At 67.0% G+C, this 23,366-nt stretch carries 7 protein-coding genes; 1 reads left to right on the plus strand and 6 read right to left on the minus strand.

Features of this window, described 5'->3' with window-relative positions; all coding sequences use genetic code 11:
- Nucleotides 1-7: 7 nt before the first annotated feature.
- Nucleotides 8-2,293 (minus strand): acyltransferase family protein, encoded by a 2,286-nt coding sequence (locus tag MKCMC460_RS13310; RefSeq protein ID WP_236975599.1) that lies wholly within the window; start codon nt 2,291-2,293, stop codon nt 8-10.
- 88 nt (nt 2,294-2,381) lie between these two features.
- Complete coding sequence (locus MKCMC460_RS13315; RefSeq protein WP_238305845.1) at nt 2,382-5,912, minus strand: RND family transporter; 3,531 nt, start codon at nt 5,910-5,912, stop codon at nt 2,382-2,384.
- 293 nt (nt 5,913-6,205) lie between these two features.
- On the opposite strand from MKCMC460_RS13315, the gene MKCMC460_RS13320 reads away from it, so the two are divergent.
- Nucleotides 6,206-6,991, plus strand: coding sequence for a phthiotriol/phenolphthiotriol dimycocerosates methyltransferase (locus MKCMC460_RS13320; protein ID WP_370653124.1), 786 nt, complete (start codon nt 6,206-6,208; stop codon nt 6,989-6,991).
- A gap of 27 nt (nt 6,992-7,018) precedes the next feature.
- On the opposite strand, the gene MKCMC460_RS13325 is transcribed toward MKCMC460_RS13320, so the two are convergent.
- The 4 genes from MKCMC460_RS13325 to pks2 (MKCMC460_RS13340) form a co-directional block, all read right to left on the minus strand.
- A complete protein-coding gene (locus MKCMC460_RS13325) occupies nt 7,019-8,263 on the minus strand; it encodes a glycosyltransferase (RefSeq protein ID WP_238305847.1) in 1,245 nt (414 codons plus the stop codon).
- Between the two features lie 6 nt (nt 8,264-8,269).
- Entirely contained in the window at nt 8,270-14,548 is a 6,279-nt protein-coding gene (gene pks2 / locus MKCMC460_RS13330) for a sulfolipid-1 biosynthesis phthioceranic/hydroxyphthioceranic acid synthase (protein ID WP_264892337.1), read from the minus strand.
- Between the two features lie 609 nt (nt 14,549-15,157).
- Complete coding sequence (locus MKCMC460_RS13335) at nt 15,158-16,564, minus strand: condensation domain-containing protein (protein ID WP_236975557.1); 1,407 nt, start codon at nt 16,562-16,564, stop codon at nt 15,158-15,160.
- A gap of 94 nt (nt 16,565-16,658) precedes the next feature.
- Nucleotides 16,659-22,946, minus strand: a complete 6,288-nt coding sequence (gene pks2, locus MKCMC460_RS13340) for a type I polyketide synthase (protein WP_255735915.1) — start codon at nt 22,944-22,946, stop codon at nt 16,659-16,661.
- Nucleotides 22,947-23,366: the final 420 nt, after the last annotated feature.

Here is a 23,366-nt window from a genome sequence, read left to right on the forward strand (position 1 = left end):
GACTGTTCTAGTTCTGGGCGAGCGCGCGGTCGGCCAGGGCCGCGATCGCCGGTGAGATGAGCCGGGAGTATTCGAGGGTCAGGTGACCCGCATCGACGTAGACCAGCGTGTTGCCGATGATCACGGGGCAGCGGTTCTTGGTGCAGAAGAGCTCCTCGAGTTCGGCGTACTGTCCACCGCCGGCCTTCACGGCCGCGGCCTCGGCGGCGATACCGGCCCGGTCGAAGGCGAACGACATGGGGGGCGAGCAGGCCGTCGCGTCAGTAAGGTGCTCGGACAGGCAAGCGGGCACCGCCGCAGTCAATCGTGGCAGCGGTCCCAGCACCAGCACCTTGGCGCCGATGCCTCGCAACTGTTGCACGAGGCCCTTCAACCCTCCGATCCACGCCGGGTCGTACGAGGTGAAACCCGACAGGAAACCATTACTGTTCTTGGCCATATACCCACGGAACACGCTCAGCACCACCAACTTCGGGTGCTCGGCGCGTAGTCGGGCCATGACCTGACCACGCCATTGCTCGCAGTGCTGCAAGTACTCGAGCAGGGGGGCAGCGAAGCGGTTGGCGATCGGCAAGTCCATCATGGGACAGGCCGCCTTGGCCATGGTCTCGATCCGCCACGGCCGCTGTGTGCCGATCTGCTGAAACGCCGGAATCCACATCGAGGCATGCGAGTCGCCGATCACGGCCACCGTGGTCTTGGCGGCGACATCGCCCGTTGCGCATTCGGGTGTCCCGGCTTGGACCGGCAGACGCAGGCAGCCGTCGAACATCATCGCGCCGAGTTCTCCAGACGCACCGGCGAGTGAGGGGTCGAGGTTCGACGGCACGTCTCGCAGGTCTGCCGATGCCGCGACCCCCGCTTGCACCTGCGCGAACACGTTCTGCACTGCCGCGTCGTAGGCAGCGACGTCGTCGCCCGTCGGTGTCGGCGGTGCGGTGATGGTCAACGCCTTTGCCTGCGCACCGTGCGCGACGGCCACCGGCATTGGGATCGAGGACACCCACATCAGCAGCGCCACGCCCACGCAGGCGGCAAGGGCGGTGGCGAGCCCGCCGGCCGCCAGGCTCTTGCCCGGCGACTTGCGCAGCGGCGCGGCATAACGCAGTGGGTTCTCGATGAAACGCAGCGTGAGCCAACCCAGCCCACCGGAAACGACAACGGCCGCCATGAACTTGCCGAACAGCCCCAGCGGGTGTCCGATGATGATCGGCGCGAACACCAGCACCGGCCAGTGCCAGAGGTACCAGGAGTAGGACAACCGGCCGACCACCCGCATCGGTGACCAACCCAGGATCCGGCCGGCGCCGCGCGTCGATATCGAACAACCGGCGCCGAGCAGCAAGGCCGTGCCCAAGACGGGAAGCAGCGCGGCAGTACCCGGATAGGGGATGTCCGGGGTGTAGGTGACGCAGGCCCACAGCACCATCGCCAGCCCGAGCCATCCGATGAGAACCGCGGCCCGTTCGGGGAGCCGGCTCCAGTACTCGGCGGTCAGCGCCACCAACGCGCCCAAGGCCAACTGCCAGGCCCTGGTGAACAGCGAGAAGTACGCCGCCAGCGGCATGACGTAGGTGACGAGCAGCGACAGCGCGAAAGAGATGAGCGCGATCAGCGTCACCAGCACCAGGTACGGCGTCTTGGACGGCTTGTTTGCTGGCGGCGCATCAGTTTTCCTGCGTCGATGCAGACGCCGGATCAGCCATGCCGTGCCAACGATCATGGGCGGCCACAGCAGGTAGAACTGTTCCTCCACGCCCAAAGTCCAGTAGTGCTGGAACGGCGAGGGCGTGCCGCCGGAGAAATAGTCGACCTGCTGGACGATGAACCAGAAGTTGGGGACGTACAGCGCGCAGGCGATGGCGTCCTTCAACGCCCCTTGGGCCGCCACCGCCGGCAGCAGCAGCGCCGCGGCGATCGCGGTGATGACACCCACCGTGGCAGATACCGGCAGCAGTCGGCGGGACCGCGCCCCATAGAACTTGCGCAGCCCGACGGTGCCGGTGTTGCTCACCTGCTTCCAGAGCTGCCCGGTGATGACGAAGCCGGAGATTTCGAAGAAGATGTCCGGCCCGACGAAGCCGCCGCTGACCCCGGGCATGGAAATGTGCCAGCCGACAATGGCCAACAGGGTGAAGCCGCGCAAACCCTCGATATCGTCGCGGAAGTCCGTCTTCTTCGGCGGTGGGCCAACCAGCGCTTCGACCGCTCGGTCGCTGTCAGTGTGGCCGGCGCTGTCGGTGTCGGTACGGCTGGCGCTGTCGGTGGGACTGACGCTCTCAGGCTGGCGCACGATCACTCACTATAGAGACGGGGACGCGAATGCTGCCGTGTAACCGGCATTTTCGTCACGATTACCGCGCTGGGGATGCATGCGAAAGTCAGGTGATCGCCGGAGTGCCCGGCGTTGGCTTCATTGCCGCGCCGTTGTTGTCGCCATTCGATTCACGTTCCAGCAGTTCGTATCCGAGACCGAACAGCGGTAGCGAATGGGTGAGCAGGTGGTCGACGGGTTCCTTACCGCTGCGTCTGCTGCGCGTCTTGCGGTTGCTCTTCGACGCGCACTTCGACAAGTCGTATGCCGGCAGGGTGGTGACACCGAACAGCGGCAGTGCGTGTCCCGGGAGCAGGTCGATGGTGCTGGCGGAGCTGGCTGGCGCCTTGCGGCGCACCGGCTTTGGCTCCGGTTGCGGGGCCACCGCCCCGGGAGCTTTACCGGTGAGGAAATACTTTGTCCGATCCAGCCAGAGCTGAGCCGTGGCAGATCGCTTGGCTTGCTTGGCTTTTGCCCTGTTGCTCTGACCCAGCTTCGAGGGCCACCAGTTCTTTTGGCCAAGCATCGCAGCGACCGCGGGCACCGTGATGGTGCGCACCAGGAAGGTGTCGATCACGATCCCGATGCCGATGGTGAATCCGGCCTGCGCCATGGTGGTGATGCTGGCTGCGATCAGTCCGAACATCGACGCGGCAAAGATCAACCCCGCCGAGGTGATCACACCACCCGTTGATCCCACGGTTCGGATGACACCGACGCGCACGCCGTGCGGTGACTCATCTCGAATCCGAGAAATCAACAACATGTTGTAGTCGGCGCCGACTGCAACCAACAGGATGAACGACAGCCCGGGCAAGCTCCAGTGCAGTGGCTCATCGAGTAGTACTTGGAAGACGAGGACCGCGAGGCCCAGGGCCGAACAGAATGAGATCAGTACGGAGGCAATGAGATACAACGGCGCTACGATCGCGCGCAGCAGGATGACCAGAATGAAGAAAACGATGATGATGGTCGCGATGACGATGAATTTGATGTCACTGTTGTAGAACTCGCGGGTGTCCCGAAGTCCGGTCGGTACTCCCACCAGTTGGACCTTCGCGTCGGCCAGTTCGGTATTGGGTTGCGCCGATCGGGCCGCTTCGAGGATCTGGCTGACCTGATCCATACCCTCTTTAGAGGTGGGGCTGAGCGCGCTCTGGACAAAGTACCGGGCCGCGTGCCCGTCGGGCGACAGGAAGAACTGCGCACCCTTTTTGAACTCGTCCCTCGTCATGATCTGCGGCGGGATGTTGAAGCCGGCCATGTTCGGTCGTTCTGCGTCACGCTTCATTCCGAGCAGGAAGTCGGAAGCCTCGTTGAGGCCACCGCCCATCTGCTTGACCTGAGTCACCAGTGCCTGCACGCCGTCCGCTACCGCGTTACTGCCGTCGGCGAGAGCGCCGGCACCCGCCTGCAGCTGCGACAACGTGTTCGGCAGCCCGTCGATCATCTTGAGGGTGGCGACGATCTGCTTGAGTTGGTCGTCGAGCTCGCCGACCGTCTTGGCCAAATTCTGGTATCCCTCGGTCTGCTGCAGGGTGGCGGCCATCCTGCCCATCACCTTCAACAGCCCGCTGTTGTTGGCCTCGACCATTGCCGACAATTGCGAGCGTGAACGCACGCATGAGGGGTCGGCGTTGCAGCTCGGGCTGGAATTCAGCGCCGCCACCATGGGGCCGGCCCAAACGGCCATGGTCTGGCCGTCCGAGACTGTCCCGCTGAGATCGTTTCCGAGTGCCTTCATGCGCGACACGTAGTGGGAGGCGTTGTCGAGTTCCTGGATGGTTTTGTTTCCACCCATGAGCTTCAACATGTTCTGCAACGCGGCGACCAGTCCGGCGGAGCTGGCCACCGCTCCGTTGACCTGTGCTCGAATCTCGGCCAGGGCGTCGGCGAGTTGGCGAGAGCCGCCGACCAGATGATCAAGGTCGCCGCCGTGCTCGGTGATCGCGGTCGATGCTTCGTTGAGTTTGCCCCCGACCTCACCCGCCTGGAACGAGACCTTGGTTTCTTTCAATGGTTCGCCGTTGGGCCGGGTCAGGCCACGCACCATCACGATGTTGGGCAGGTCGGTGATCCGCCGCGACATCATCTCCAGGTCGCCCAGGGCGGCCGGGGTGCGTAGGTCACGCGGCGACTTGACGAACAGAAACATCGGGGTCATCGAGTTCATCGGGAAGTGCTTGTTCAGCGCATTGAGACCCCGCACGCTGTCCATGTCCTGCGGCATCGTCTTGAGGTCGTCGTAATTGAACCGGATGAAGGCCGCACTGGTGGCCAGGACGGTCAGCACCATCAGGCTGCCGGCCAGGTGCACCTTGGGACGCCGCACGATGCGGGTTCCCGAGATCCGCCAGAAGCGGGTGGTCAAGTCGCGTCGCGGCTTGATCCAGCCGCGACGCCCGGTGAGCACGAGGATCGCCGGCAGCAGCGTGGTGGCCGTCAGCAGCGAGACGATGATCGAGACGGTGATGGCCGGCCCGACGGCGGAGAACACTTCGAGCTTGGTGAAAACCATGGCCAGGAAGGTGACGGCGACGGTCGCCGCCGATGCGGCGATGACCTTGCCGATCGACATCAGTGCTTTCTTCACCGCGCGATCGGAAGTTTCTCCGTGCCGAACGTAGTCGTGATACCGGCTGATCAGGAACACGGCGTAGTCGGTACCGGCGCCGATCATGACCGCACTCATGAACACGATGCACTGCATGTTCACCGTCAGGCCGAGTTCGGACAGCGCCGACAAGACGCCCTGCGCACCTCCGATCGAGACGCCGATCGTGGCAAGGGGTAGCAGCATGGTGACGAGGTTGCGATAGACGATGATCAGAATGACCAGCACACTGACGATCGTTCCGACCTCGATGATCTGCACGTCGGACTCGCCGAGTTTCTGGACATCGGACGCGGTGGCCACCCCACCGCTCAAACTCGCTGAGAGGGTCGTGCCTTTGACTGTCTTTTCGATGATGGCCCTGATATTTGCCAGCGCCGCCTGTGTCTCGGGCGCCGCCTCAGCGCCGGGCAAGGTAATTGGCAGGTTCCAGGCTTTCTTGTCCTTGCTCTCCAGCATCTGCCGCAATTCCGGCGTGCCCATGAAGTCCTGCACCGACATCTTGTCCTGGGTGTCCTGCCGCAGGTTGTCGAGCAGCCTGCGGTAGGTGTCCTCGTCGGCGGGGCTCAGGCCCTTTTCATTGGTCAACACGACCAGCAGCAGGGCGCCGGTCGGCTTCTCGTCAGCGGGTTTGCCCCCGCCGCCACCGGACCCTTCCGGCCCGCCAGGCCCTGCCGACCCGCCAGGCCCTGCGGACCCGCTGGAGCCGGCCGGCCCGCCGGATCCTTCCGACCCGCCGGGCCGCGCCGCGAAGGCAGCGTTCATCTCCGCCTGCGCGATCATCGTCGGCGCGTTGTCAGGTAGCGGTTTCTGCTCGTGCTTGGCGGCTTGCACCTGAAGCGGGGGAAACGTCAGAGCCAGGAAAGCCACCACGGCGATCCAGCCGCCGACGGCCAGCCATGGCCACTTGATGACGAAGTCGCCGACGCGGTCGAAGACGCCACCAATTTTCGCCTCGTCGTGCGATCTCGCCTGCCCAGCCACCTCACAAACGTACAAGGAGAGTGCTGATCAGGTGGGGGAATGGAAATTTCCTTAGTAACCGCGCAGGCGAGCGTCCCAGCGATCGAGGCGCCCCCTATCGGAAGGCAAATGCGCAGATCAAGGAGTTTTTAGTCCGTCACCGGTTTGCTCGTCGAGCATTTTGGAGCAGTGCCTCCACCGCTGCGCGCGGGTAACTCGTGGCCAGCAAAGTTGCACGCGCGTGCTGATATCTCGCTCATCGGGGTTGGCGCTTTTGGCATCTTCGACGGGTCACGCATGCGACACTCTTCCGCGTGGCTCTGAAATACCGCCTGCAGTCGAACCCGTTGGTCGGCAAGATCACCACCAAATACCTGCTACCGCTGGGTACCCGCCAGGTCGGCGACGACGTGGTGTTCTTCAACTTCGGTTACGAAGAAGACCCGCCGCTGGGCTTGCAGCTGGATCCCGCTGACGAACCGAACCGGTACTGCATCCAGCTCTACCACCAGACCGCCAGCCAAGTGGACCTCACCGGCAAGAAGGTGCTGGAGGTCAGCTGCGGCGCCGGCGGTGGGGCGTCGTACATTGCCCGCAAGCTCGGTCCGGCGTCTTACACGGGTCTGGACCTGAACCCCGCCAGCATCGACCTCTGCAAGAGGATGCACACAGTGCGGGGCCTGGACTTCGTGCAGGGCGACGCCCAGCACCTGCCGTTTCCGGACGAATCTTTCGACGCTGTTGTCAACGTGGAAGCCTCGCACCAGTACCCGGATTTCGCCGGCTTCCTGGACGAAGTGACGCGCGTGCTGCGCCCTGGCGGGCATTTCCTCTACACCGACTCTCGCCGCAATCCCGTTGTCGGGGAATGGGAAACGGATCTGGCCGGCATCAAACTGCGCAAACTGGCTCAGCGAGACATCGGCAGAGAGGCCAAGCGTGGGCTCGACGCCAATACGCGGCGATCGCAAGAGAAGATAGCCAGCCGTGCGCCGGCATTTCTGTCGAGTCTGACCCGTTACGCGGTCAGCATGCTTGACCGCGACCTCGAGCGCGGCGGTGGATTCACTTATCGCATCTACCTTTTCGAAAAGGACTGAACTAGTTCCGCTCGCCAGCACCAGTAGCTAAGCGCGCACCAGCGCCGACTCTTCCAACAGATCCGCGGCCCTCGCGACGGCGTCCATCGGATCGGCCATCTGCGTGGAAATCTCGCGCGCTCGCGCGGCACAGTCGGGCGCCAGGATGCCGCGGATCGCCTTGGCCAGCGACTTGCGGTTGATCCTGCTGAGACGGCGGGTCGCACCGACTCCCAACCGTTGCACCGCGGCGCCCCAGATCGGCTGATCCGCCACGTCCCAGAGCACCAACGTCGGCATCCCGGCCCGCAGGCCGGCCGCCGTGGTGCCCGCCCCGCCGTGGTGCACGACCGCGCGGCACTGCGGCAGGATCACCGAATAGTCGATCAGCCCAACCAGTTTCACGTGCTCGGCCGGCGCGGAGACGTCGTCACCGCCGGGGGAGTAGACCAACGCGCGTTCACCGAGTTCGGCACACACCTCGGCGATCATCGCGACCGTCTCGCTGGTGGACTGCACGGGCGTGCTGCCGAAACCGAAGTAAATCGGCGGAGTTCCCGCCGCGATCCACGACTCGAGCTCCTCGTTGGGCTCGGTATGCAGCCGCATCGACAGCGCACCCACGAAGGGCCGCCGGCCATCCCACTCCTCGACCAGCCCGGGAAACAGCGCCGGGTCGTAGGCCTGGATCTCCGGCGCGCCGCCGGCCACGATCCGGTCCAGGGCCGCGGCCGAGACCGGGGGTAGCCCCAACTCCTGACGCTGGGCGCGGTCGGCGTCCCTGGTCACGTACGAGTACAACCGCCAGGACGCCCCCATCACGGTCCGGATCAGCGGTCGCGGAATCGGCGCCGGAACCGCGACCTGTCCGTTGACATGCATCGGGAAGTGATGCAGCGCCGCGACCGGAACGCGGTGATACTCGGCGACATTGGCGACCACCCCGTGGTAGGTCTGGCCCGTCGTCAACAGATCGGCGCCGTCGGCCAGCTCGGCCAGCGTCCTGCCCATCTCGGCCCACCCCTCGACGAACAGTTCCTTGCCCGCCTTGGCGAGATTGAACGGATTCTGCGCCTTGGTCAAATTGTGGGCGAACGCCGCAACCTGGTTGATCTGGACCCCGGAGTCCGGTCCGTATGCCACGCCGGTCAGGCCCGCCGACTCGACGAAGCCGATCAGGTTGGGCGGCAACGCCATCCGCACGCCATGCCCGCGCCGCAGCAGCTCCATGCCGACCGCTGCGCACGGTTCGACGTCACCCCGGGTGCCATGCACCGCCAAGACGAATTTCATCGGACGTCAGGCGGAGGTCAGCTCGTCGTACAGCAGATCGGCCAGGCTACGCACCGTCGTGTTGATGTTGGTCGCGGTGATGCGCACCCCCGTCTCGGCCTCCAGCCGGGTGCGCAATTCCTGGCTGCTGAGCGAATCCAGCCCATACTCGGTCAGCATCCGGTCGACGTCGATGGTCCGGCGCAGGATCAGACCGATCTGCTCGGACACCATGCGGCGCAACCGAGCCGGCCACTCGTCCTGCGGCAGCCGGTCCAGCTCAGTGAGGAACTTGCTGTTGCCGGCGTGCTTGGCGGTGCTGCGGAACGCCTCGGCGAACGGGCTCTGCTGGGCGAAGGCGTTGAGCCACGGGGAACCGATGATCGGGGCGTAGCCGGTGTAGGCGCGGTTGTGCCGCAGCAACGCCTCGAACGCGTAGGCGCCCTCCTCGGGATGGATGGCGTCGCCGGCGGTCTCGGCGAAATCGGTGCCCCGCCCGATCTCCGCCCACGGGCCCCAGGCGATCGAGGTGGCCGGCAGGCCCTGCGCACGGCGCCAGTGGGTGAACGCGTCCAGCCAGCTGTTGGCCGCCGCATACGCCCCTTGTCCCGGCGAACCTACCAGGGCCGCCGCCGAGGAGAACGAGCAGAACCAGTCCAGCTCTTGGTCTTTGGTCGCCTCGTGCAGATTCCACGCCCCGTACACCTTGGGCGCCCAGTCCCGCGCGATGAGCTCGTCGGTGATGTTGGGCAAGGTGGCGTCTTCCACCACGGCGGCCGCGTGCAGCACCCCGCGCAGCGGCAGGCCGGTGGCCGTCGCGGCCGCCACCAGCCGGTCGGCGGTGCCCGCCTCGGCGATGTCACCGCACGCCACCACCACGTCAGCTCCCATAGAGCGGACCAATTCGATTGTCTCCAAAGCCTTTTGATTCGGCTGGGAGCGCGAGGACAACACGATGCGGCCGGCGCCGGCACCGGCCATCTTCTCGGCCAGGAACAAACCGAGACCACCCAGACCGCCGGTGATGAGGTAGGAGCCGTCGCCCCGGAACGCCGGCGCATACTCGGGTGGCATCACCACGCTGCTGCGCCCGACGTGCGGCACGTCGAGGATCAGCTTGCCGGTGTGCTCGGCCGCGCCCATCACCCGGATCGCGGTGGCCGCGTCGGCCATCGGATAATGCGTGGTCTGCGGCGGCGGCAGTGCGCCGGTGGCGATCTGCCGATACACCGTGTCCAGCAACTCGTGCACCTGCGCGGGATGGCTGTCGGCCATCAGCGCCAGGTCCACGCCGTAGAACGCGAGGTTCTGCCGGAACGGGAACAACTCCAGGCGAGTGTTGGAGTAGATGTCGCGCTTGCCGATCTCGACGAAGCGACCGCCCAGCGCCAACAGCCGGATCCCGGCCTGCTGCGCCGCGCCGGTCAGCGAGTTGAGCACGATGTCCACACCGTAGCCGTCGGTGTCGCTGCGGATCTGCTCGGCGAACTCGGTGCTGCGGGAGTCGTAGACATGCTCGATCCCCATGGCGTGCAACATCTCTCGACGCTGCGGGCTGCCGGCCGTGCAGAACACCTGGGCGCCGGCGGCCCGCGCGATGGCAATCGCCGCCTGGCCCACCCCGCCGGTCGCCGAATGAATCAGCACCTTGTCCCCGGACCGGATCCGGGCCAGCTCGTGCAGGCCGTACCACGCGGTCGCATAGGCGGTGGTGGCCGCTGCCGCCTGGGCATCGGTCAACCCCTCGGGCACGTCCGTGGCCAGCCGGGCATCGCAGGTCAAGAAAGTGGCCCAGCAGCCGTTGGTGGACAGCCCGGCCACCCGGTCGCCGACCTTGCGGCCGGTGACGTCGGGGCCCACGGCGGTCACCACGCCGGCGAAGTCCATGCCGAGCTCGGGCAGCTTTCCGTCGAACGTCTGGTAGCGGCCGAAGGTGGCCAGCACGTCGGCGAAGTTGACGCTGGACGCGCTGACCGCCACCTCGATCTCACCGGGGCCCGGAGCCGTCCGGTCGAACGCGGCGAACTCGAGGGTCTCCAGGTCTCCCGGTGTCCGGATCTGCAGCCGCATCCCGACCCCACTGCCCTGCGGGTTGTGGTTGACGATCGTGGTCAGCCGTTCCTCGGGTTGCAGCGGCGTGGGCCGCATCCGGGCGGTGTACCACTGGTCGTCGCGCCACGCCGTCTCGTCCTCGTCGGTGGCCAGCAACAGCTGACGCGCCACCTGCTCGACGCCGGTCTGTTCGTCGAGGTCGACGTAGCTGACCTTCAACTGTGGATTCTCCGAGCCGATCACCCGCAGCAGACCGCGCAGACCGCCCTGCTCCAGGTTGGCGTGGTCGCCGGACAACACCGTCTGCGCATTGCGGGTCAGCGCGTACACCCGTGGCGGCGAACCCAGCAGCTCGGGCAGCTGCCGGGTGATCCGCACCACCTGCTCGACGTACTGCTCGCCGCGCTGCCCCGACTCCCGCTCCGGGCCCTGCTGGGTGGCGGTCAGCAGCACCACGCCCGCGAACGAGCCGGACTCCAGCTGGCCGCGCAGCCGCTGCGCGCACGTCGCGTGGTCGTCGGTGAACGACCAGGACAGCGTGGTGCACTGTGCGTCAAGCACTTTCAGCGCGTCGGTGAGCTGGGTGGCCAGCATGTCGGCGGCTTCGGAAGTGCGGATCAGCAGCCAGTTGCCGGGGTCGGTGACCGCCTTCTCGGGCAACTCGGCCGGCTGCCACTCGATGGTCAGCAACCGCTCGCTCAGCACCCGGTCGCGCTCGCTGTCCGGGGAGGCGCCAGTGCCCAACCGCAGGCCGCGGACCTCCAGCAGCACGGTGCCGTTGTCGTCGACGATGTCCAGATCGGCGTCCACGCCGGCGGCGACACAGCTGGTCACCGTCGCGTAGCAGTACCGGGCATGGCGGGCCGAGCCGTACGCGCGCAGCCGGCGAATGCGCAACGGCAACAACAGGCCACCGTCGACGGCGGCGGCGACGCTGGGATGGGCGGCGACCGCCTGGAAGCAGGCGTCCAGCAGCGCCGGGTGCACCACACCGTAGGCGCCCTGCTGGGGCCGCAGCGGGCCCGGCAGCGAAACCTCGGCCAGCACGGTGTTGCCCGCGGCCTCGGCCAGGTATGCCGCACCCAGGCCGCCGAACGCCGCGCCGAGCCGGTGGCCGCGCTTGTCCATCCATTTGCGGATCTCGTCGCTGTCCACCTTGCGCGGGTGCGTGGCCAGCAGCCCGCCCAGGTCGTGCGCCGGCGGCTGGTCTGCTGGGTCGGCTGCGTGCAGGACGGCGGTCGCCTGCCGCTCGTAGCGGCCCTCCTGGTTGGTTTCCACCGTGAGCGCGACGACGTCGGGAGCTTCGAAGGTCGCGGTGATGCCCACCGGGGTCGCCTCGTCGAGCAGCAGCGTGCACTCGAAGCTCAAGTCGCGCACTTCGACCTGATCGCCGAGCACCGTGCGGGCCGCGACCAGCGCCATCTCGCAGTACACAGCACCCGGAAGTGTTGCGGCGCTTCGGATTTGGTAGTCAGCCAGCCAGGGCACCGCTGCGGTGCCGACCTCGCCCTGCCACACGTGCCGCTCGGGCTCCTCGGGCAGTCGCACGTGCACACCCATCAAGGGGTGGGCCGGCACCAGAGCGCTGCGGCGGGCGACCGAGTCCAGGCCGCTGGTGGTCAGGAACAGCGAACGCTGACTCCAGCAGGGCAACGGCGCGTCCAGCAGCCGGCCGCTCGGGTAGAGCACCGAGAAGTCCAGCGCGGCCCCGGCCGCGTACAGCTCGCCCACCAGGCCGCGCAGCCCGTGCGGCAGCGGTTGCTCGCGGCGCATGGCCGCCAGGGCGGTCGCCGTTTTGTCCAGGGCGCGCGCGGTCTGGTCGACGGCGTTGGTCAGCAGCGGGTGCGGGGACAACTCGGTGAAGACCTTGAACCCGTCCTCCAGCGCAGCCTGCACCGCGGCGGCGAAACGCACCGTGTGCCGCAGATTGTCGGCCCAGTAGCCGGCGTCGCAGTACGGCTCCTCGCGCGGGTCGAACGAGGTGGCCGAGTAGTAGGGCACCTCCGGCTGCAGCGGCTCGATGTCGGCCAGCACCTCGTAGAGTTCGTCGAGGATCGGGTCGACCTGCGGCGAATGCGACGCCACGTCGACGGCCACCTCGCGGGCCATCACATCGCGCTCTTCCCACGCCGCGACCAGGTCGCGAACCGACTGGGTGGCGCCGCCGATCACCGTGGACTGCGGGGAGGCGACCACCGCCACCACGACGTCGGTGACGCCACGCGACACCAACTGGGTGATCACCTCCTCGGCGGGCAGTTCCACCGCAGCCATGGCGCCGGCGCCGGAGATGCGGGTCATCAGCTTGGACCGGCGGCAGATCACCTTGACGCCGTCCTCGAGCGACAACGCGCCGGCGACGACGGCAGCGGCCGACTCACCCAGCGAGTGCCCGACGACCGCGCCCGGGTTGGCGCCGTAGGCCTTCATGGTCGCGGCCAGCGCGACCTGCATGGCGAACAGCGTCGGCTGCACCCGGTCGATGCCGGTCACCTTCTCCGGCGCGGTCATCGCCTCGGTGACCGAGAAGCCGGACTCGGCGGCGATCAGCGGCTCGATCTCGGCGATTTTGGCCGCGAACACCGGCTCGTAGGCCAGCAGATCCTTGCCCATCTCGGCCCACTGCGAGCCCTGCCCGGAGAACACCCACACCGGACCCTTGTCGTCCAGACCGATCGCCGGCGGATAGGGCACCTCACCGGTGGTGATCTCCCGCAGGGCTGCGGTCAGTTGCGCGCGGTCCGCGGCGATGACGGTGGCCCGGACCGGTCGCGGGTTGCGCCGCCGGGCCAGGGTGTAGGCCAGGTCGCGGATGTCGAGGTCGTCTTGGGTGTCGATCCAGTCGGCGAGCCGAGCCGCCGTGTTGCGCAGGCCGTCCTCCGAGGACGACGACACCGCGAAGATCAGGGCGCCCTGCAACCCTTCGGAGTCTTGTGCCTCAACGATTTTGGCCGCCGGGGCGGGAGCCTGTTCCAGCACCGCGTGCACATTGGTGCCGGAGAATCCGTACGACGACACCGCCGCCCGTCGCGGAGTGCCCGGGTCTTGGCTGGGCCAGGGCGTGTTCTCTTGCGGCACAAACAGATTGGTCTTTATCTCGGCGAACTTCTCCGGCATTTGGGTGAAATGCAGATTCTGCGGTATCACGCCGTGCTGTACGGCCAGCACCGCTTTCATCAGCCCGAGCGCGCCGGCGGCCGACTGGGTGTGCCCGAAGTTGGTCTTGACCGACGCGAGCGCGCACGGGCCGCTGGTGCCGTAAACCTCTGCGAGACTGGCGTATTCGATGGGGTCACCGGTCGGGGTGCCGGTGCCGTGCGCCTCCACCATGCCGACCGTGGTCGGGTCGACGTCAGCGGCGGCCAGCGCGGCCCGGTACGCGGACACCTGCGCGGGCAGCGACGGTGTCACGATGTTCACGGTGCGGCCGTCCTGGTTGGCGGCGGTGCCGCGCACCACGGCCAGAATTCGGTCGCCGTCGCGCTGCGCATCCTCGAGCCGCTTGAGCAGGATCATCACCGCGCCCTCGCCGGAGACGAAGCCGTCGGCGTTGACGTCGAACGCATGGCAGTGTCCGGTGGCCGACAACATCCCGATCGCAGAACCGGATGCCGCCTTGCGCGGTTCCAGCGTCACCGACGCACCGCCGGCCAGCGCGAGGTCGCTCTCACCGTCCTGCAGGCTCTGGCAGGCGAGGTGGATCGCCGACAGCCCTGACGAGCAGGCGGTGTCGACCGTCATCGCCGGCCCGCTGAGCCCCATGGCGTAGGAGACCCGACCGGATCCCATGGCGAAGCTGTTACCCATATAGCCGTAGGGGCCGCTCAAGGTGTCGGCGTCGGCGTGCATGAACAGGTAGTCGTCGTGCATCAAGCCGACGAACACCCCGGTCCGGACCGCGGCGAGCGCTGCGCGGGTCAAGCCGGCGTGTTCCATGGCCTCCCACGAGGTCTGCAGTAGCAGTCGGTGCTGCGGGTCCATCTCGGTGGCTTCACGTTCGCTGATCCCGAAGAACTCGGGATCGAAGTCGGCGACGTCATCCAGGAACGAACCCCATTTGCAGACCGTCCGGCCGGGCACGCCGGGTTCGGGGTCGTAGAACTCCTCGACGTCCCAGCGGTGCGCGGGCACCTCGGTGACGAGGTCGTCGCCGCGCAGCAGTGCTTCCCACAGGGCGTCGGGGGAGTCGATGCCTCCCGGCAGTCGGCACGCCATACCGATGACGGCTACTGGGACGACACCAGTCCTGTCCACGGTCGTTCACCTCTACTTCCCGTTTCCTGCCCGTTCCCGCCACCCATTTCCCGTTCGCGCCTGGGGTTTTTCGTTCGTGGCTTCGGGGCTTGCACGCGCCGCTGAGCACCAGTGCCAGGCTCGATTCGGCCGGAAGCAACGAGGCGCGGCGCGCCCGCGACACCCCCCGCGTCGAAGCTCGATTGCAGTTCGTGACTCGCTCAGCAGCGTAGTCGTTCAGCACTGCGGATGTAGCCGAAATCGGTGCGGACGTACTAAAAAACCAGTCCCAAGATCCGCCGTGAGCAGCGGCTACCCGCGCGGCCGGTGCCGTGGGGCGGGGCGGGCCGAACGTGTCGCGCTGTTAGGTGGCGCACGATTTTTCCAAACCGCCCATGCGGGCCACCGCCCCGACCTATACTTCAATCTCTCCGAGGCAGGCACACGATCCCAGCGCCAGATCCTCGTCGGATATCGCCGACCAGATTTGCTGTCGGCTCGCTGTTTTTGCGGCGACGCAATTCCTGTTTCAAACTTTTGGTATGAATCGAATTCGATGAACTAACCATTTCCCTGTCGTGCGCCCCGCCGTTTATGTGACGGGGCTCACAACAAGTGTCGCGCGAATGGTTATTGGGCCACCTGAACCGCGGCATTTGCGTACTGGCCCTCGGCCGCCCGTGCGAACACCGACTTGAGGACTTCGAGGTAACGAGTCACCGATTCCCTGGCCACGGGGTTATTCGGGAAGTTCACCATGATGGAAACCTCGTCGAATAGCCGGATCACCGAGAAATACAGGTAAGCGGGGTTACGGCCGTCGTTGTAAGCCGTCGCATTCGCACCTTTCAATGCCGTCGCGACAACTGCGGAAAGCGGCGGCAGGCCGGCGTCCATGTAGTTCGTCATGAAGAACTGCGACGAATTTCGCTTCAGCCAGGGCGCCAATTCCAGAACGCGGTCGTAAGGCACATTGGCCATGTCCAGGTTGTCGTCGAACGACGCCTGCGTGGAGCGGGCGGTCTCCTCGAACGAATTCGGGTCGATGGAGACGGTGTAGGGCACGCCGCCGGTGAACCAGCCCATCGACAGGTATTCCTCGGGGGAGGTCCGCTTGTCGACCGGGGTCATGCCGTGGTAGGTCTCCTGGCCGGTCAGTTCGTGGTGGGCCAGTGCGACGCAACCGAACAGGCCACCGCTGAACCGCGCTTGTGCGGCCATGCAGCGAGCCTCAAACTTCGCCGTTTGCTCCGGCGTCAGCAGCTTCTCGATCAGAATGTCGCCGCCGCAGGTCAGCGTCTGCTCACCCAGCGGCAATGGGAACTCCGGCAGACCGCCCCCGTTGCTCTCGGCGAAGTCGATCCATTTGCGGACCTCGGGAGAATCCAGGGTGACCTCGGCGGCGGTCTTCGCCTCCCGAATGCAGAAGTTCTCGTGGCTGCCGGGCTCCGGCATCACCAGCGGCGGCTTGCCCTCGAGCAGCTGGCGGTAGTTCGTCAGGATCTCCACGTACAGCGAGGACACCACGGCCGGGTCGCAGTGCAGGTGGTCGACGATCGCGAAGAGCGTGCAGTGGTTCTCGTGCTGGATCAGTCCGAACCGGAAGCAGTCCCATTCCACCGGCGGGGGGGTGGACACGACCAGGTCGCGCCATTCCGGCTGCGTCAATTCGCCGTGCTGAACCGGAGCGAGTTGAATGTCGCGGGGATTTTGAATTTTGTGCCGAATAATGTCTTTCGGGCCATTGTATTCAAACCAGCTGCGGTAGGTTTCGTGACGGCGTACGTGCGCATTAATGACGTGCGTCATGGTGCGGATGTCGCAACGGCCCGGAATTTCCCAGGAACCCATTACCAGCCGGGAATAGTCGAGCCCACGCTCGCCGAATTCCACATAACCGCGCAAATGGCCGGTCTGCATAGAGCTGGGCGGAACGTCGACAATCGGCGCTTGCTTGGCTTTCGCGCGCGATGCCGGTGTCGGCTGCCAGGTTACGATCGAACCGCGACCAGGGTCCCAGTCGTAGACGATTCCCACGCCGAGAGTGACGTCTGCTGATCCCCCACCTATGATCACGCTTCCTCCTCGATATATGCCGGCTGCCCAGCAGCGGCGCTTGGTCCTTTTTACCTCATAGGTGTGTTGCTGCGTCGCCTTTTGATGTCAATTGGTTGTAAAGGTGATCGGCCAAGCCTCGGATGGTCGTGATGTCGGTTGTCGTGACGCGGATCTTGAGCTCCGATTCGATATGAGTGCGCAGTTCCAGGTTCCCCAGCGAATCCAGACCGAACTCGGAAAGCGGACGGTCCACGTCGACGGCGCGCCGCAACAGCAGGCCGACCTGTTCGGAGATCATCCGGCGCAACCGCGTCGGCCATTCGTCCTGTTCCAGGTCGGCGAGCTCGGCGAGGAACTTGCTGCCTCCCGAGCGGCCCTTGCCGGCGGATTTGAATGCCTCGGCGAACGGACTGCGCTGGGCGAACGCGGTCAGCCAGGCCGAACCGATCACCGGCGCGTAGCCGGTGTAGGCCCGGTTGTGCCGCAGCAGTGCCTCGAACGCGTAGGCGCCTTCCTCGGGTTCGATTGCATCGCCGGAATTTTCGGCGAAGTCCGTGCCCCGCCCGATCTCCGCCCAGGCGCCCCAGGCGATCGACGTGGCCGGCAGTCCTTCGGCGCGCCGCCACAAGGTGAAGGCGTCCATCCAGCTGTTGGCCGCGGCATACGCGCCCTGACCGGGCGAGCCGGCCATGGCCGCCGCCGAGGAGAACGAGCAGAACCAATCCAGGTCGGTGTCCTTGGTCGCCTCGTGCAGATGCCAGAGACCGTGCACCTTGGGCGCCCAGTCCCGCTCGATGAGCTCGTCGGTGATGTTGGGCAAGGTGGCGTCCTCGACCACCGCGGCCCCGTGCAGCACCCCGCGCAACGGCAGCCCGGTGGCGGTTGCGGCGCTGACCAGCCGCTGCGCGGTGCCGGCCGCGGCGATGTCGCCGCACTCCACCACCACGTCGGCTCCCATCGAGCGGATCAGCTCGATGGTTTCCAGGGCTTTGCGGTTGGGCTGCGAACGCGAGCTCAATACGATCCGGCCCGCACCGGCGCTGGCCATCTTCTCGGCGAGGAACAAACCGAGACCGCCCAGACCACCGGTGATGATGTAAGAGCCATCGCCGCGGAATGCCTGGGCCTGCTCCGGCGGCAGGATGACGCTGCTGCGACCCGACTGCGGGACGTCGAGGATCAACTTGCCGGTGTGCTCGGCCGCACCCATCACGCGGATCGCGGTGGCTGCCTCGGCGAGCGGGTAGTGAGTGGCTTCCGGTACCGGCAGCACACCCTTGGCGGTCTGCTCGTACACCGTGTTCAGCAGGCCACGGACCTGCGCCGGGTGCGTCCGCGACATCAACGCCAGGTCCACGCCGAAGAACGCGAGGTTCTGCCGGAATGGGAACAGACCCACCTTGGTGTCCTGGTAGATGTCCAGCTTGCCGATCTCCACGAACCGTCCGCCCATGGCGAGCAGCTTGATCCCGGCCAGCTGGGCGGCGCCGGTCACCGAGTTGAGCACGATGTCCACGCCGTAGCCGTCGGTGTCGCGGCGGATCTGGTCGGCGAACTCCGTGCTGCGCGAGTCGTAGACATGCTCGATGCCCATGTCGCGCAGGATCTGCCGGCGCTTCTCGCTACCGGCGGTGGCGTAGATCTCGGCGTCCACCGACCGCGCGATCGCAATGGCCGCCTGGCCCACCCCACCCGTCCCGGAGTGAATCAGCACCTTGTCGCCGGCCCTGATCCGGGCCAGCTCCACCAAGCCGTACCAGGCGGTGGCCGACGCGGTGGTGACCGCGGCGGCCTGCGCGTCGGTCAGTCCAGCCGGCAGCGTCGTCGCCAAACCTGCGTCACACGTGACGAAAGTGGACCAGCACCCGTCCGGGGACAAACCGCCCACGTGGTCGCCGACTTTGTGGTCGGTGACATCGGGTCCGACCGCGGTCACCACGCCGGCGAAATCCAGGCCGAGCGGTGGCTGCTTGCCGTCGAAGGTCGGGCAGCGGCCGTACGCCGCCAGCACGTCGGCGAAGTTGATGCTCGACGCACTGACCGCAACCTCGATCTCATTGGGTCCCGGCGGCACCCGGTCGAAGGCGGTGAACTCCAAGGTCTGCAGATCGCCCGGCGTGCGGACGTGCAACCGCATGCCCTGCTCGCGGTGCTCGACCACGGTGGTGTGGCGCTCCTCCGGCCGCAGCGGGCTGGGGTACAGGCGTGCGGTGTACCACTGGTCGTCGCGCCACGCGGTCTCGTCTTCGTCGGTGGCCAGCAGCAGTTGGCGCGCTACCTGCTCGGCGCCGGTCGTGTCGTCGACGTCGATGTAGCTGACCTTCAGGTGCGGGTGCTCGGCGCCGATCACCCGCAGCAGCCCGCGCAGCCCGCCTTGCTCGAGGTTCGGGCGGTCCCCGGCCAGCACCGTCTGGGCGTTGCGGGTCATCACGTAGAGCCGGGGCGACTGGCCGACGATCTCCGGCAGTTCCCGAGCGATGCGAACCGCGAGCTTGACGTAGTCGGCGCCGCGGACGATCGACTCCTCATCCGTGCCGCTTTGCCGTTCGGTGAGCACGACCAAACCCGAGAAGGCGGCGGAATTGAACTGTTCACGCAACCGTTGCGCCTCGGCCTCGTGGTCGCCGTGCAGCGGCCAGGACATTGTCGTGCTTAGTGCGTCGTGCATCTTCAGCGCGTCGGTGAGCTGGGTGGCCATCATGTCGGCGGCCTCGGAAGTGCTGATCAGCAGCCAGTTGCCGGGATCGGTGACGGTCTCGTCGGGCAGCTCACGACCCTGCCATTCGATGGCCAGCAGCCGGTCGCTGAGCAGGCGGTCGCGCTCGTCGCCCTGGGAGAACCCGGTGCCCATCAGCAACCCGCGCACCGCCACCAGCACGGTGCCGTTGTCGTCGAGGACGTCGATGTCGGCGACCAGTTCGTTGGCGCCGGAGCCGGAACTGGTGACGGTGGTGTGGCAGTAGTGGGCGTTGCGCGCCGGGCCGAAGGACCGGATCCGGTCTACACCGAGCGGCAGCAACAGACCGCCATTGGCGACGTTGCGCGCGCCGGGGTGCGCGGCCACCGACTGGAAGCACGCGTCCAGCAGCGCCGGGTGGATCGCGTAATCGCCCTGCTGGGATCGGATCGAACTGGGCAGCCCGACCTCGGCCAGCAGCACGGGTTCGGCCTCCGAGGTGTGCGCTGTGGCCAGCCCGCAGAACGCGGGCCCGAATTGGATGCCGCGCAGGTCGGCTTCCAGCCGCAGGTCGTCGCCGTCAATCGGGTTCGGCAGCCGGGCCAGCAGGGCTTCGATGTCGTAGGCCGCCGGCTGGTCGGCTTCGAGTTCGGCCTCCGACAGCGCGTGCAACACCGCCGACGCCCGCCGCGAGCGTTCCCCGGCCTGCGAGGTCTCCACCGTGAACTCGGCCGTCCCGGGGGATTCCACGGTCGCGGCGGCGCCGATCGGCGTCTCCTCGTCGAGCAGCAGCAACTGCTCGAACCTGACGTCGCGGACCTCGGCAGCCTCACCCAGCACGGTGCGGGCCGCGGTCAGCGCCATCTCGCAGTACGCGGCACCGGGCAGCGCCGCCGCTCCGCGCACCTGGTGATCGGCCAGCCAGGGCAGTGCTCCGGTGCCGATGTCGCTCTGCCAGACGTGGCGCTCCGGCTCCTCGGGCAGCCGCACGTGCGAGCCCAGCAACGGGTGCACGGCGACGGCGTGGGTGTGCGCGAGGCGGTCGGTGCTTTCCAGCAGCATCAGGCGGCGGTGATTCCAGGCCGGCAGTGTGGCGTCGACCAGGTTGCCCTCGGGGTAGAGCACCGCGAAATCCACTGCGGCGCCGGCGGAGTACAGGTCACCCACCAGCCCGCGCAGCCCGTGCGGCAGCGGCTGTTCGCGACGCATGGCGGCCAGCGCGGTGGCCGCCATCTCGATGTTGCGGGCGGTCTGATCGACCGCGTGGGTGAGCAGCGGGTGCGGCGCCAGCTCGGTGAAGACGCGGAAACCGTCCTCGAGGGCCGCGTGTACCGCGGCGGCGAAACGCACCGTGTGCCGCAGGTTGTCCGCCCAGTAGTAGGCGTCGCAGTACGGCTCCTCGCGCGGGTCGAACGAGGTGGCCGAGTAGTAGGGCACCTCGGGTTCCAGCGGCGTGATGTCGGCCAATGCCTCGGTCAGGTCGTCGAGGATGGGGTCGACCTGCGGGGAGTGCGAGGCCACGTCGACGGCCACCTCACGCGCCATCACGTCGCGCTCTTCCCACGCCGCGACCAGGTCGCGCACCGTCTGGGTGGCGCCGCCGATCACGGTGGACTGCGGGGAGGCCACCACGGCCACCACGGTGTCGGTGATGCCGTTGGCCATCAGCTCCGAAAGTACTTGCTGCGCAGGCAGTTCCACCGAAGCCATGGCGCCGGCGCCGGAGATGCGGGTCATCAGCTTGGACCGGCGGCAGATCACCTTGACGCCGTCCTCCAGCGACAACGCGCCGGCGACGACGGCGGCGGCCGACTCACCCAGCGAGTGGCCGATCACCGCGCCGGGGCTGACCCCGTAAGCCTTCATGGTGGCCGCCAGGGCGACCTGCATGGCGAACAGCGTCGGCTGCACCCGGTCGATGCCGGTCACCTTCTCCGGTGCGGTCATCGCCTCGGTGATCGAGAAGCCGGACTCGGCGGCGATCAGCGGCTCGATCTCGGCGATTTTGGCCGCGAACACCGGCTCGTGGGCCAGCAGATCCTTGCCCATCTCGGCCCACTGCGAGCCCTGCCCGGAGAACACCCACACCGGACCCTTATCGTCCAGGCCGACGGCGGGCGGGTACGGCACCTCGCCGGTGGCGACCTCACGCAACGCCGCCGCGAGCTCGTCGCGCGTCTCGGCCAGCACGGCGGTCCGGACCGCCCGGTGCCCGCGGCGCCGGGCCAGCGTGTAGGCGAGGTCCTTGATCGACAGGTCGTCTCCCTGGGCGTCGACCCAGTCGGCGAGTCGCCCGGCCGTCTTGCGCAGCGCCTCTTCGGAACTGGCCGAGAGCGGGAAGATCAGGGCGCCGTCCGCGACGGGTGCCTGCGCTTGCGTGTCCACCGGTGCCGGCGCCGGTGCCTCTTCCAAGATGGCGTGCACGTTGGTGCCCGACATGCCGTACGAGGACACCGCTGCCCGACGGGGAGCGCCTTCACTCGGCCACGGCGTAACATCCTGTGGCACAAAGAGATTCGACGATATCTCGGCGATGTTCGCGGGCATCTCGTTGAAGTGCAGGTTCTTGGGAACCACGCCGTGCTGGACCGCCAGCACGGCCTTCATCAGCCCCAGCGCACCGGCCGCGGACTGCAGGTGCCCGAAGTTCGTCTTCACCGACCCCAACGCGCAGGGGGCGTCGGTGCCGTACACGGCGGCCAGGCTGGCGAACTCGATCGGGTCGCCGACCGGAGTGCCCGTCCCGTGCGCCTCGACCATCCCGATGGTGGTGGGGTCAACCTCCGCGGCGGCCAGGGCGGCGCGGTACACAATCTCCTGCGCGTCGGCGGACGGGGTGACGATGTTGACGGTGTGGCCGTCCTGGTTGGCGGCGGTGCCCCGCATCACCGCCAGCACCCGGTCGCCGTCGCGCAGCGCGTCGGGCAGACGCTTGAGCAGCAGCACGACCGCGCCCTCGCCGGAGACGAAGCCGTCGGCCTCGACGTCGAAGGCGTGGCAGCGCCCGCTGCGCGACAGCATGCCGTTGGCCGAGCCCGAGGCGAAGCGGCGGGGTTCGAGCATCGCGTAGACGCCGCCGGCGAACGCCAGATCACTCTCGCCGTCGTTGAGGCTGCGGAAGGCCATGTGCGCAGCAAACAGACCGGAGGAGCACGCGGTGTCCACGGTGACCGACGGCCCACGCAAGCCCAGGGCGTAGGAGACCCGACCCGAGGCCATGCAGGAGTTGGTGCCGGTGTTGCCGTAAGGGCCTTCCAGGACGCCGGTTTCGGCCTGCACGAACTGGTAGTCGCCGTGGTTGAGGCCGATGAAAACCCCGGTGGCCGAGTCGACCATCTGCCGTGGGGTCAGGCCGGCGTGCTCCATCGCCTCCCAGGAAGTCTCCAGCAGCATCCGGTGCTGCGGGTCCATGGCGGTCGCTTCTTTTTCGGAGACGCCGAAGAACTCCGGGTCGAAGTCGCCGATGTTGTCCAGGAAGGACCCCCACTTGCAGTGCGAGCGGCCGGGAACCCCGGGTTCGGGGTCGTAGTACTGGTCGATGTCCCAGCGGTCCAGCGGAACTTCGGTGACGAAATCGTCACCCCGCAACAACGCTTCCCACAGCTGATCAGGTGATTCGATGCCCCCCGGCAGTCGGCATGCCATCCCAATAACAGCAACCGGCGTCACGCGTGTTCCATCCACGTTCGTCCTTCATCTCCTCAGCCGCACTTCAGAGCCCACTTCGACGGGTTCTTCGAACTCCCGGGCCCGCGCCGCGACATCCCGCAGCAGCGGAAGCACCCACCGACCCCCACACTTCGACGCCAACGTCATAGTTGTACGTGATTCAGCAGCGTAGCCGGTCGGTTCGTCGCATGTAGAAAAATCGTGCGTACGTACAAAAAAATCTTCACGCGGCCACGCTGATACCACATCGGCTCTCCATTGCGGCCGTGCGGGCGGGTCAACGGCAAAACACCAGCGTATGACGCTGGTACGGCGATGTGGAGGGTCGTACCGGAGGTGTTGAATTCCTCGCGGTGTTAAATCCTCCTCGCCCGCTCTCCATCGGGTTGTGATGGTGAGCGGCGATCTGGGCCGCGCCGAAAAAAGTAGCTGGGC

The organism is Mycobacterium sp. 20KCMC460 (genome assembly GCF_022179425.1).
Classification (GTDB): Bacteria; Actinomycetota; Actinomycetes; order Mycobacteriales; family Mycobacteriaceae; genus Mycobacterium; species Mycobacterium kiyosense.

Coding starts and splice junctions, on each gene's coding strand:
- MKCMC460_RS13325 (WP_238305847.1), bottom strand. CDS start 8,263: ATGAAATTCGTCTTGGCGGTGCATGGCACCCGGGGTGACGTCGAACCG.